The organism is Exiguobacterium sp. s181 (genome assembly GCF_018617125.1).
In the GTDB taxonomy this organism is placed as follows: Bacteria; Bacillota; Bacilli; order Exiguobacteriales; family Exiguobacteriaceae; genus Exiguobacterium; species Exiguobacterium profundum.
In genome coordinates this window covers 451,443-464,488 of the sequence record NZ_JACSJM010000002.1, presented here as the reverse complement: position 1 = coordinate 464,488, position 13,046 = coordinate 451,443, and the positions used below count along the sequence as shown (strand labels likewise).

Sequence of the window (13,046 nt, the reverse complement as noted above, 5' to 3'; positions counted from 1 at the left end):
CGAAAAAGAATCCGCCCGAAGGTGGATTCTTAAGAGGTGACGAGGTCGCTCCAGGCACGAGGGTCTTCTTGCCAGTCGCGAAGCGAATCGAGCTCCGAACGGTTTAGAACGCCCGTACTCTCTGCCACTTCAATCAATTCTGAGAACGTTGTCAAGGATGTTGCCGTCAGATCTGCATCGCTTAGATTCTTCTGAAGAACCGGTAATCCGTACGAGAAGATGGCTTGAATCCCAATGACGTCACCACCCGCCTGACGAATCGCCTTCGCCGCATCGATACTCGACATCCCGGTCGACAATAAATCCTCGATGACGAGTACTCGAGCGCCTGCCTCGAGTTTCCCTTCAATTTGATTGCCTTTCCCATGCCCTTTTGCACTCGACCGGACATAAATGAACGGGAGACCGAGTCGGTCAGCGAGCAACGCCCCGTGAGGGATACCTGCCGTGGCCGTCCCTGCAATCACATCGACTTCAGTCGGATTCACTGACTTCACCAATCCATCGACAATGACTTGACGCACATTCGGAAAACTGAGTGTAAGTCGATTGTCGCAGTAGATTGGACTCTTCAATCCGCTCGACCATGTATACGGCTCAGTCGGTGATAGTGTGACGGCTTCAATCTGTAAAAGTGCCTCAGCGATTTGTTTCATTCATTTGTCCCCATTCCTTCATAAATTGGTCGTACATGGCCATCGGATCAGTCGCACGTGTAATCGGTCGACCGACGACGATTGAGTGAACACCCGCCAGTCTCGCTTCATGCGGCGTCGCGATACGGACTTGATCATCCTCGGTTGCACCGAGTCGGATGCCCGGTGTGACCGTCATGAACGTGTCCCCGAGTTTCTGATGAATCGCTTTCGCTTCCTGGACGGATGCGACCACTCCGTCAAGTCCCGCCTGTTTCGCGAGTGTCGCTTGTCTGAGAACGGCTTGATCGAGTCGTCCGGCAATCCCGAGCTCTGTCTGCATCATTCGCTCATCTGTCGACGTCAACTGTGTGACCCCAATCAATCGAGTCGTATCATTCTCTTGGCGTAACCCGTCTAACGCATAGCGCATCATCTTTTCGCCACCTAATGTGTGGACATTCGTCACAGCCACCCCGAGTTTTCCGATTTGTCGCATCGTACGGCGTGCCGTCTCCGGGATATCGTGTACTTTCACATCTAGAAAGACCGGATAACCCCCGTCGACCAATTCTTCGACAAAGCGTGCGCCTTCCCGATAAAAGAGTTCCATCCCGACTTTAACAGCCGGTCGGTTTGAAAATCGTTTCAACAAATGAAACGCTTCGTCCCGCGTTTCAACGTCAAGGGCGAGATACAAGTTGCGCATAGGCCTTCCCCCTCACATCCAAAATATGTTCGATTCCGAGTGAATCAAGTCGTGCCGGTAACGCTTCAATGATTTCCTGACAGACGTATGGATTTTCAAAGTTCGCCGTCCCGACGGCAACGGCAGAAGCCCCCGCGTAAATAAACTCGAGCACATCGTCGACCGTCCGAACCCCGCCCATGGCGATGATAGGAATGTCGACCGCTTGTGCGACTTCATACACCATCCGGACCGCTACCGGTTTGATGGCCGGACCGGATAACCCACCGATTCGGTTCGCTAAAATCGGTCGACCTGTCTCGATATTGATTCGCATCCCTACGAGTGTGTTGATCATCGTCAAGCCGTCCGCGCCGGCCGCCTCGACAGCTCGCGCCATGTCCGTGATCGACGTGACGTTCGGAGACAGTTTGACATAGACCGGCTTACTCGAAGCCGCTTTGACGAGTCGCGTGAGTTCTGCGGCCATCACCGGGTCCGTCCCGAACTGCATGCCCCCACATTTCACGTTCGGGCATGAGATGTTCAATTCGATGGCTTTAATCGTCGGGTCGGCGCTGATTCGACGGGCGACTTCCACGTATTCATCTGGCGTCGAACCGGCAACGTTGGCGATGATCTCCGTGTCGAACGTTGAGAGGAATGGTAATTTTTCTTCGATGATCGCATCGACACCTGGATTTTGAAGTCCGATCGCGTTGAGCATGCCCTGTGCCGTCTCGGCGACACGTGGGGTCGGATTTCCGAATCTCGATTCCTCCGTCGCTGCTTTGATCATGATGCCTCCTAAGATGGAGAGGTCATACAGTTTCGCGAATTCCTCTCCAAATCCGAAACATCCGGAAGCCGGAATGATTGGGTTTTTTAAACGAAGACCTGGTAACTCGACATTCAATCTCATAACAGCACCTCTTCCGCATTGAATACCGGACCGTCACTACAGACTTTCACATAGCCCCCCGGCGCTTGACAGACACAGGCAAAACAAGCACCGATGCCACAACCCATCCGATTCTCGATTGAGAGATATCGTTCAGGAATGGGCGAAGTGGCGACTGCCTTTAACATCGCTTCCGGACCACAGCTGAACAAAACATCCGCCTCGATGCGTGCGAGGGGGCCGGTGACAAAGCCAGGCTCCCCGTGACTACCGTCTACTGTCGTGATGATCGTCTCCCCCAGTTCACGAAAAGCATCTTCATAAAAGACGCTTTCTTTTGAATCAAACCCGAGAATTGCAATCGTTTCAATGCCCATCTCATGCAGTCGGCGTCTGACGTAGTAAAGAGGTGGGACCCCAATTCCTCCTCCGACCAGGACGACTCGCTTTCCATGTTGCGCTAGGGGAAAACCGTTCCCGAGCGGACCAAGGACGTCTAGTGTGTCCCCGACGCGTTTTCCCGAAAGCTCAGTTGTCCCTTCCCCAATCACTTTGTATAAGAAGGTAATTTCGTCCCCCTCGACGTTCGCCACCGATAACGGTCGACGTAACAGACCGGACGTCTTGATGTGAAAGAACGTCCCAGGGGCGATCTCCACCCCAGGGCAACGGACTTTCATTTCCATCGTCGCTTTGGCGATTTGTCGATTGCTGACAATCGTCACGTCATGTCTCATACCATCACCCCGAACGTTGTGAATGCCGGGATGCTGACCGTTTGGAACGATAGGCTTTCAATGACTTGTAACAACGCTTCGACTGTATCGAGCGAGGTAAGGCAAAGCGTGCCCTGCTCGGCGGCCGTTCTTCGAATCAAGAACCCGTCTTTCGTGACGAGTGCATCGCGACTCGTTGTGTTGATGATCAAGTCGACGTCTCCTCGCTCGATCACACTGAGCATCGTCTCACCGTCTTCTTGAATTTTCCCGACTCGACGAACACGCATCTGTTCCGCTTCGAGACAATCAGCCGTCCCACTCGTTGCCATGAGTCGGAAACCGAGGCGGTCGAAACGTTTCGCCAAGGCGATGGCCTCATCCTTGTCATGGTCGGCAATCGTCATGAGCACGTTCCCTTTCAAGGCGATGTTCATCCCTGCTGCGACAAGCCCTTTATAGAGCGCTTTTTCGAGCGTGCGATCTGTCGCCATGACCTCCCCTGTCGACTTCATCTCAGGTCCGAGCGATGGGTCTACTTCTTTCAATTTCGCGAACGAGAAGACCGGTACTTTGACCGAGATACTGTCCGACTCAGGATGAATGCCTGTCCCAAGACCGAGTTCTTTCAAACTCATCCCAAGAATCGTTTGCGTAGCAATTCGTGCGACCGGTAACCCCGTCACTTTCGAGATGAATGGGACCGTCCGGCTCGCACGTGGGTTCACCTCGATGACATACAAGTCATCCGCATAGACGAACTGGATGTTGAGCAGACCTTTGATGCGGAACGCTTTCGCCAACTTAATCGTATAATCGACGACTTTTTGTTTCAGTTCTTCACTGAGTCGTTGCGGCGGATAGACGGCAATCGAATCACCCGAGTGTACGCCGGCACGTTCGATATGCTCCATGATCCCCGGGATATAGACGTCCGTCCCGTCACAGATGGCATCGACTTCAATCTCAATCCCCGTTAAATAGCGATCGATGAGAACCGGTCGATCTTTTGAGGCGATGACCGCATGTCGCATGTACCGCTCAAGCTCAGACTGTTCATATACGATTTCCATCGCTCGTCCCCCGAGCACGTACGATGGTCGGACGAGTACCGGATAGCCGAGTTCGTTCGCACAAGCGACGGCCTCTTCCACATTTGTCGCCGTCTTTCCTGGTGGTTGAGCCAATCGTTCCGCTGACAATGTGGCTTCGAACGCCTTCCGGTCTTCGGCACGGTCGATATCTTCGAGGGTCGTCCCAAGAATTTTCACGCCGTTCGCTTCTAGCGATGCCGCCAAGTTGATGGCAGTCTGTCCACCGAATTGGACGATGACACCTAGCGGGTTCTCGTTCTCGATGACCTCCAACACGTCTTCTGTTGTCAACGGCTCGAAGTACAACCGATCGGAGATGGAGAAGTCCGTCGAGACCGTTTCCGGGTTGTTGTTGATGATGATGGCTTCGTATCCTGCATCGCGAATCGTATCGATCGAGTGGACGGTCGCATAGTCGAACTCGACACCTTGTCCGATTCGAATCGGACCTGATCCGAGGACGAGGATGGACTCCCGGTCTGTCTTCACCGCTTCGTTCTCCACTTCATACGTCCCGTAGAAGTACGGTGTCTCCGATGCGAACTCGGCTGCGCACGTATCGACCATCTTATAGACGGGACGAATGTTCCATTCTTTCCGTTTCGTACGAACCGCTTCCGTATCCATCGACAGCATACGCGCGATTGCCACATCACTGAACCCTAGACGTTTCACATCCAGCAGACGTTCTGATGTCAACGGTTCCGCCACGAGTTGTTGCTCAGCTTGCCAGATCCGGTTTAATTTCTGTAAGTAGAATCGATCGATTTTTGTCAGTTGGTGTAGCGTTTCTACCGAGTATCCGCGACGAAGGGCCTCATAGACGATGAACAGACGCTCGTCTGTCGGATGAATGAGTCCATGCTCGAGCTGTTCTGTGTCTAATGCAGAAAGTTGTGGAAGGTGAAGTTCTTCCATCCCCAGCTCGAGCGAGCGAACGGCTTTTAGCAAAGCCTCTTCTAAATTCCGACCGATGGCCATGACCTCACCCGTCGCCTTCATTTGTGTGCCTAAGCGGCGATCCGCGGACTCAAACTTATCGAAGGCGAAGCGTGGGATTTTGGCGACGACGTAATCGAGCGCCGGTTCGAACGAGGCGTAGCTCGTCTCGGTGACCGGGTTTTTTAATTCTGACAACTTGTAACCGACAGCGACTTTCGCAGCAAGCTTGGCAATCGGATAGCCTGTCGCTTTTGATGCGAGCGCTGAACTCCGTGAAACACGTGGATTCACTTCGATGACGTAGTACGTGAAACTGTCTGGGTCGAGTGCGAATTGGATGTTACATCCACCCTCGATCCCGAGTGCCCGAATGATATCGAGAGAGACGCTACGAAGCATCTGATAATCCCGATCTGACAGCGTCTGCGTAGGGGCGAATACGATGGAGTCACCGGTGTGGACTCCGACCGGATCAAAGTTTTCCATCGCACAGACGATGATGGCTTGGTCACTCGAGTCACGCATGACCTCGAACTCGACTTCTTTCATCCCGGCAATCGATTTTTCCAACAAGACTTGCGTCACAGGACTCGCCTTTAATCCAGATTCAACGATTTGCTCGAACGACTCCCGGTCATGGGCAATCCCGCCACCGGTTCCCCCGAGCGTGTACGCAGGTCGGATGATGATCGGGTACCCGATCCGTTCCGCAAATCCCCAAGCAGACTCGAGCGTATGGACGATCTCACTTTCAGGTACGCCGTGACCAAGTTCGAACATCAAGTTACGGAACTGTTCCCGGTCTTCCGCTTGAACGATCGCAGACAGTTTCGTCCCGAGTAGCTCCACGCCACAATCTCGCAGGACGCCCCGCTTGTCGAGTTCAAAAGCCAAGTTCAAACCGGTCTGCCCGCCAAGCGTGGCAAGGAGTGCATCCGGACGTTCCTGCCGGATGATTCGCTCGACGAATTCTGGTTCGAGCGGTTCGATATAGACACGGTCCGCCGTCGTCGGATCCGTCATGATGGTGGCCGGATTCGAGTTGACGAGGATGACTTCGTAGCCTTCTTCTTTCAAGGCAAGACATGCCTGTGTACCAGCATAATCAAACTCCGCTGCTTGTCCGATTACAATCGGTCCTGATCCGATTACGAGGATTTTCTGAATATCTGGTCGTTTTGGCATGTCAAATTCCCACTTTCTGTTTGTTTTCTTGTACGAGTTGCATGAATCGGTCAAATAAGTCGTTGGCGTCGAACGGTCCTGGTGCTGCCTCCGGATGATACTGTACCGAGAAGGTCGGGTGATGGAGATGTCTTACCCCTTCGATCGTTCCGTCATTGACCGCACGGTGTGTGACGATGAGCGGTGTATCGAGCAGTGACGTTTCCTCAACCGCATATCCATGGTTTTGAGAAGTGATGGTCACGGCACCAGTCTCAAGCTCGAGCACCGGATGATTCGCGCCACGATGTCCGAACGGAAGCTTGAAGGTGTTTGCACCGTTTGCGAGAGCAATCAGTTGGTGACCGAGACAAATTCCGAACATCGGTGTCGTCGGCATCAGTTGCTCAATGAGCGGCAGTGCCGTCGGAACGTCTTTCGGATCTCCCGGTCCATTTGACAACATGATACCGTCCGGCTCATACCGTAATACGTCCTCTGCCGTCACATCGTGCGGAAAGACGACGACCTCACAATCTCGTTTCATCAACTCGCGCATGATTCCAAGTTTCGCCCCGAAGTCGATCAAAGCGATGCGAGGGCCGGTTCCCGTACTCACATAAGTCCGCTTCGTCGATACGCGTGCGACTTGATCGTTCGGCGATTCTTCATCAAAGCGGATCCGTACCTCGTCCCACGTCAACTCTCCATCGATGAGGACACCGCGCATGACCCCTTTCGCTCGTAAATGACGTGTCAACATCCGTGTATCGATATCCGAGAGCCCCGGAATGCCGAAGCGGGTGAGTGTCGCATCGAGTGTCGCCGTTGAACGGAAGTTCGAAGGCGTATCGCATACTTCTTTTACAATCAACGCTTTTGCCATCGGAATCGTCGTTTCAAAATCCTCACGATTGACGCCATAGTTCCCGATCAATGGGTTCGTCAATACAATCATTTGGTCGCAGTATGATGGATCCGATAAGATTTCTTGGTATCCTGTCATCCCTGTCTGGAAGACGACTTCCCCCATCGTATCAGCCGATGCCCCGAATCCTTTACCGACAAATTTCATTCCATCTTCAAGCCATAATGTTCGTTTCATCAAATCGCCCCTTATATACAATTTCGCCACCGACCATCGTCATGACCGGCCATCCGACAAGCTTTTCCCCTGCGAACGGTGTATTCTTTCCTTTTGAATAAAATGTCGTAGGATCGACCGTCCGAGACGTTTCCGTATCGATGAGAATCAGGTCCGCATCCGCCCCAACTTTCAGTTCCCCTCTTGATAAACCGAATACGTCGCTCGGACGTTTCGTCATCCAGTCGAGCAACTGACGCTCTTCCATGATGCCCGTCTTCACGAATGTCGTGTAGAGAAGTGGAAGGGCCGTCTCGAAACCGGTAATCCCAAACGGAGCCCGCTCTATCCCTTGTGCCTTTTCTTCTGCTGTGTGGGGAGCATGATCCGTTGCGATCATGTCAATCGTTCCGTCAAACAATCCCTCAAGGAGGGCCTGTCGATCATCCTCGCTTCGTAGCGGTGGATTCATCTTGAAGTTTGCATCGAGTCCTGGAATATCATCCTCACTCAAGACGAGATGATGCGGCGTCACTTCTGCAGTCACGTGAATGCCGGCTCGTTTCGCATCCCGAATGACACGAACCGATTGGCGGGATGAGACGTGACAGACATGATAATGACATCCAGTCTCTTCAGCGATCAACACGTCGCGAGCGATATGGATGCTCTCTGCAAGGCTCGGAATTCCTTGAATGCCATGCGCCTCACTGAATTTGCCCTCGTGGACCGATCCGGCCTTCAACGTATTGTCCTCACAGTGGGCGACGACTGCTTTGTTCAATCGTTTCGCTTCACGCATGGCTTGTCGCATCATCGCCGCCGATTGGACACCAACACCGTCATCCGTAAAGGCGAAGGCATCTGCGAGCGATTCCATGTCGACCTGTTCTTCACCGAGCTGTCGTTTCGTGATAGCGGCGTAAGGTAACACACGTACGACCGCATCTTGTTCGATTTTTTGAAGGAGGACGTCCATTGTTTCGCGATTGTCTGGAACCGGTCTCGTGTTCGGCATCGAGCAGATGGTCGTGAACCCGCCCGCCGCGGCAGCCATCGTTCCCGTCCGAATCGTCTCTTTCGCCTCGCCACCTGGTTCACGCAAGTGGACGTGGACATCGACGAGTCCTGGTGCGAGCAGATAACCTGTCGCATCGAGCATTTCTTGTCCCGTGGTCTTCCCTTTATAATCGAGAGATTCGATCTTTCCGTCTTTCACGTGAATGTTTGTCGTGCGTTTCGTTCCCTTGTCATACCATGTCGCGTTTTGAAGTATCATTGTTGTCCTCCTAATGCTCGATTTAAGATGCTCATCCGGGCGTACACCCCATTCTTCATTTGTGGGAAGATGCGTGACCGTTCATGTTCGATCAGACTTCCAGCAATCTCTACATCCCGATTGACCGGAGCCGGGTGCATGATGATGGCGCCTGCTTTCATTCGCTCGACGCGTTCGACCGTCAAACCGAACTGTGTGTGATACGCTTCTTTCGAGAAGACGTCTCCCATGATATGGCGCTCGTGTTGTACACGGAGCAACATGATGACGTCACATTCGCCTAGGATGTCATCGAGTTCTTTTCGCTCTAGCCCCATCGAATCATCCCACCAAGAGGCAGGACTACAACCGACCACGTTTGCTCCGAGGCGCTTCAAGACGCTTGCGTTCGAGCGGGCGACCCGACTATGGACGAGGTCACCACAGATGGCGACGTTCAATCCTTGGAACGTTCCGAACTCTTCAAAGATGGTGACGAGATCGAGCAATGATTGGGATGGATGTTCCCCGCTCCCGTCCCCTCCGTTCAACACCGGGATATTCAACTTCTCCACAAGTTCGTGATAATAGCCCGCTTCCGGATGTCGAATGACGAGCGCGTCCACGCCGATGGCTTCGAGCGTTTTACACGTATCGTAGAGCGTCTCCCCTTTCGTGACCGATGACGTCGTCACATCGAACGGAATCTCTTGCATGTTCAAGTGGCGCTCGGCCATTTGAAACGAGTTTTTCGTACGTGTCGAGTTTTCAAAGAACAGGTTTGCGACCGTTTTCCCATCAAATAGTGGGGGGAGGTCACCTTGCTTGTAGCGCAATGATTCTTCAATCATGCCCATGATCTCCTCAAGGGAAAGTGTGTCCAAACTGACGAAGTGTTTGACCGGTTTCACGTTTGTTTGCATCGTATTCATGTTCGTCTCCTCCTTTTATTAGAGGCAAAGAGAAAAGGCGCCTCTTCACCGATGTGAAGGGACGCCTTTATCTGGGCAGGGTACACCCAAATAAACGAGCCTTCACTTTGCCGACCTCACGGGATCGAATTAAAAGTTACTTGCTTGTTTCGTTTCTTCAGTTGTGTTGACTTCGACTGCTGTATCGTCTTCTTCATGCGGTAAGATGGCGTTTAACAAAATACCGACGACCGTCGCAAGCGCCATGCCTTGTACCGGGAAGCTCCCGATTTGAACCATCGCACCACCGAGTCCGATGACGAGGATGACCGATGAGATGATCAAGTTGCGCTTTTCTGCCAAGTCGACTTTGCTCTCCACCATCGTCCGTAATCCGTTCGACGCGATGACACCGAACAAGAGGATCGAGATTCCACCTTTGACCGGGTTCGGGATGGTCGAGATGAACGCTTCAATGTGACCGAGGAATCCGAAGCTGATGGCCATGAGTGCTGCGCCGGCGATGACGTAGACACTGTAGACTCGTGTGATTGCCATGACGCCGTTGTTCTCACCGTAAGTCGTACATGGTGGTCCACCGAGTGCAGAGGCAACGGCTTTTCCTACTCCGTCTCCGAGTAGCGTGCGATGGAGACCTGGGTCTTTCATCGTCTCTCGTCCGATGATTTTCGACGTGACCATTTGATCTCCGATGTGCTCCGTCATTGTGACGAGCGCGACCGGAACGATGGCGAGAAGGGCCCCGACTTGCCACATCGGCATGTAGTCGACGAACACCATCGTGAAGTCAGGAAGTTGGAACAGGCTGGCTTGTTGAATCGGTGAGTAATCGATGATGCCGAATGCGGCTGCGACTGCGTATCCTCCAACGATTCCAAAGAGGATCGGGACGGCACCCCAGACACCTTTCAGCTTCGTCATGGCGAGCATCGTGATTCCAAGTGTAAGCAGGGCAGTCGTCATGAACGTTCCGTTATAGGCACCGTCTTGATTCATCGACATGTCGATGGCGACCGGTGCGAGCGAGAGTCCGATGACCATGATGACCGGTCCGACGACGACGGGTGGGAGCAATCGGAGCAACCAGTTGACGCCCGTCTTATAGATGATCAAGGAAACGACCCCGTATACAGACCCGGCGACGATTCCGCCGAAGAGTGCGGCTTCGACACCCCATTGCTGGCTGACCGCTATAATCGGGACGATGTAGGCAAAACTTGAACCTAAGTATGTTGGGACTTTGAAGCGTGTAATCGCTAAGAATGAGAGCGTGGCCACGCCGGAAGCGACGAGGGCGACCGATGTATTTAATCCTGTCAAAATCGGGACTAAAATCGTCGCTCCGAACATGGCGAAGACGTGTTGAAGGCTGAATAATAGCCATTGTGGAAAGTGAGCTGGACGCTCGTGGATGTGTAGAACAGGTTGTTTCATATTGAATTCTCCTTCCTGGCCTCTCTGGACCACCTTAAAGGTATGCGTTTATTGCTGATGGATCGTGACTTCATCCGCCGTGTCGACTTCACTGAGTCGGACAACGACTTGCTCGGACTTGGACGTCGGAACGTTCTTTCCGATAAAATCTGGTCGAATCGGGAGTTCCCGATGGCCTCGGTCAATCAAGACAGCGAGTTGGATATAATCCGGACGACCATGGTCGACAAGCGCGTCCATTGCGGCACGAACTGTTCGACCGGTATAGAGGACGTCGTCGACGAGGACGACCGTCTTTCCATTGATATCATGGGGTAGCTCTGTCGCTTTGACTTCAGGGTCTAACGACTTCTTCGATAAGTCATCCCGGTAAAGCGTGATATCGAGATTGCCGAGTGCGACCGGCTTGCCTTCAATCTCCTCGATTCGGCGAGCGAGTCGGTCAGCGAGCGTCTCGCCTCTCGTCTTGATTCCGACGAGGACGACGTCATCGATTCCTTTGTTTCGCTCGATAATCTCGTGTGCGATTCGGGTCAAGGCACGACGGATGGCTGACTCATCTAAAATGACTGATTGTTTCACGTGATTCCTCCTTCCAAACTTCAGTAAAAAAGAAGACTCCCTCATCCGGCTGGAAAGGGAGTCTTCATCAAAAACGGCATACGACTGCCGGGGTTGAATTGACGTACATGTGACCGCGGTCACAATCCTTTCACAGCCTCTCTGGACTGGGTTTAAAGGTGTTATGCTTCCTAGACTATAAATCGGAATGTGACAGAAGTCAACGAGTTTTCTCGATTTTATCCAATTTTGCGAGTTCCGCATTGAAGTCTTCTGGTAATGGGGCCTCAAACTCCATCCATTCTTTCGTACGTGGATGGTGGAACCCGAGCGTTGCCGCATGGAGCGCTTGACCGCCTAAATCAATCGTGCGGCGTGGACCATATTTCGGGTCACCGGCGAGCGGATGACCGATATAACGCATGTGTACACGGATCTGGTGCGTGCGTCCCGTTTCTAATTTACACTCCACGAGCGTGAAGTCTTTATAACGTTCGAGTAAACGGAAGTGTGTCACGGCTTCTTTTGCGTTCCGGTCCGTCACGGTCATACGCTGACGATCATTCGTATCACGACCGATCGGAGCTTCAATCGTTCCGAGTTCGTGAACGAGTTCACCATGGACGAGCGCGATATACTCCCGTTTGATGGTCTTGTCTTTCAACTGGCTCGCGAGCGACTCATGAGCCAAGTCATTTTTAGCGACCATGAGAAGACCCGTCGTGTCCTTATCAATCCGATGGACGATTCCGGGACGTTTGACTCCGTTGATGCCCGAGAGGTCATCGCAATGATAAAGTAGCGCATTGACGAGCGTCCCTGACGTGTGACCGGCTGCAGGGTGAACGACCATCCCGCGTGCCTTGTTGACGACGATGACGTCTTCATCTTCAAAGACGATCTCGAGCGGAATGTCTTCAGGCAACACTTCGAGTTCGACCGCTTCCGGCACATTCACTTCTACTTCATCCCCCACTTGAAGCTTGTAGTTCGCTTTCACGGCACTACCGTTGACGAGGAGGGTCCCCGTCTTGATCCATTCCTGTACTTGCGAGCGTGACCATTCACCACGGTCACTGACCCACTTATCAATCCTTGCCTTTTCATCGGCGACAAAAGTATACGATTCCATTACGATTGTCCCCTTTCTTTGTGTAATTTTTCTTCAAATAAAATCCCGATGACCATCAAGATGACACCGAATGTGAGTGCCATATCAGCCACGTTAAAGATTGGGAAGTTGTATCCGAACGGATACGTATCGACAAAGTCGACGACTTCGCTCCGGAACAAGCGATCGATAAAGTTACCGATGGCACCGGCTAACAGTAATCCGACACTATATCCGAGGAGCTGATAGCCGTTCACTTCTTTGTGCAAGAAGTAAACGAGTCCGGCAACGACGAGGATGGTGATGATAAAGAAGAACGCCATCTGTCCTTCTAACATCCCCCAAGCCGCTCCTTTGTTGCGGTAGGACGTCCAATATAACAAGTTCGGGATGACTTCAATCGATTGACCAATTGTCATCGTCTGAACGACCACCCATTTTGTGAGTTGATCGATCAAAATCAAGATGAGCGCCAATCCATAATATCGTTTCATATGCGTCTCCTTTCAAGCCGTTAAGAAACCGG

Annotated in this window: 12 protein-coding genes; all 12 read right to left on the bottom strand. The window is 52.5% G+C overall.

Annotated elements, in window-relative coordinates:
• Window positions 1-29: 29 nt before the first annotated feature.
• The 12 genes from pyrE to lspA all read right to left on the bottom strand — a co-directional run bounded on the left by pyrE (window position 30) and on the right by lspA (window position 13,014).
• Window positions 30-656 (bottom strand): orotate phosphoribosyltransferase, encoded by a 627-nt coding sequence (gene pyrE, locus KNO70_RS08735; RefSeq protein WP_214730964.1) that lies wholly within the window; start codon window positions 654-656, stop codon window positions 30-32.
• A complete protein-coding gene (gene pyrF / locus KNO70_RS08730) occupies window positions 640-1,344 on the bottom strand; it encodes an orotidine-5'-phosphate decarboxylase (protein WP_047795436.1) in 705 nt (234 codons plus the stop codon). The genes pyrE and pyrF overlap by 17 nt, the downstream gene beginning before the upstream one ends.
• On the bottom strand, window positions 1,319-2,245 hold the full coding sequence (locus KNO70_RS08725; RefSeq protein WP_074037305.1) for a dihydroorotate dehydrogenase: 927 nt from the start codon (window positions 2,243-2,245) through the stop codon (window positions 1,319-1,321). Before KNO70_RS08725 ends, pyrF begins: the two co-directional genes overlap by 26 nt.
• Window positions 2,242-2,961, bottom strand: coding sequence for a dihydroorotate dehydrogenase electron transfer subunit (locus KNO70_RS08720; RefSeq protein WP_214812197.1), 720 nt, complete (start codon window positions 2,959-2,961; stop codon window positions 2,242-2,244). Before KNO70_RS08720 ends, KNO70_RS08725 begins: the two co-directional genes overlap by 4 nt.
• Window positions 2,958-6,161: a carbamoyl-phosphate synthase large subunit gene (carB, locus tag KNO70_RS08715; RefSeq protein ID WP_214812194.1), complete on the bottom strand. Its 3,204-nt coding sequence runs from the start codon at window positions 6,159-6,161 to the stop codon at window positions 2,958-2,960. Before carB ends, KNO70_RS08720 begins: the two co-directional genes overlap by 4 nt.
• Window position 6,162: 1 nt before the next feature.
• Entirely contained in the window at window positions 6,163-7,245 is a 1,083-nt protein-coding gene (locus KNO70_RS08710; RefSeq protein ID WP_214757131.1) for a carbamoyl phosphate synthase small subunit, read from the bottom strand.
• A complete protein-coding gene (locus KNO70_RS08705; protein ID WP_078146660.1) occupies window positions 7,223-8,503 on the bottom strand; it encodes a dihydroorotase in 1,281 nt (426 codons plus the stop codon). Before KNO70_RS08705 ends, KNO70_RS08710 begins: the two co-directional genes overlap by 23 nt.
• Entirely contained in the window at window positions 8,500-9,414 is a 915-nt protein-coding gene (locus tag KNO70_RS08700; RefSeq protein ID WP_082132012.1) for an aspartate carbamoyltransferase catalytic subunit, read from the bottom strand. The genes KNO70_RS08705 and KNO70_RS08700 overlap by 4 nt, the downstream gene beginning before the upstream one ends.
• A 129-nt stretch (window positions 9,415-9,543) precedes the next feature.
• Complete coding sequence (locus KNO70_RS08695; protein WP_214812180.1) at window positions 9,544-10,848, bottom strand: uracil-xanthine permease family protein; 1,305 nt, start codon at window positions 10,846-10,848, stop codon at window positions 9,544-9,546.
• Window positions 10,849-10,896: 48 nt separating this feature from the next.
• Window positions 10,897-11,475 (bottom strand): bifunctional pyr operon transcriptional regulator/uracil phosphoribosyltransferase PyrR, encoded by a 579-nt coding sequence (gene pyrR, locus KNO70_RS08690; protein ID WP_251024823.1) that lies wholly within the window; start codon window positions 11,473-11,475, stop codon window positions 10,897-10,899.
• A 154-nt stretch (window positions 11,476-11,629) separates the two neighbouring features.
• Complete coding sequence (locus KNO70_RS08685) at window positions 11,630-12,541, bottom strand: RluA family pseudouridine synthase (protein ID WP_214687907.1); 912 nt, start codon at window positions 12,539-12,541, stop codon at window positions 11,630-11,632.
• Window positions 12,541-13,014, bottom strand: coding sequence for a signal peptidase II (lspA, locus tag KNO70_RS08680; protein WP_078146657.1), 474 nt, complete (start codon window positions 13,012-13,014; stop codon window positions 12,541-12,543). Before lspA ends, KNO70_RS08685 begins: the two co-directional genes overlap by 1 nt.
• Between the last annotated feature and the right edge of the window lie 32 nt (window positions 13,015-13,046).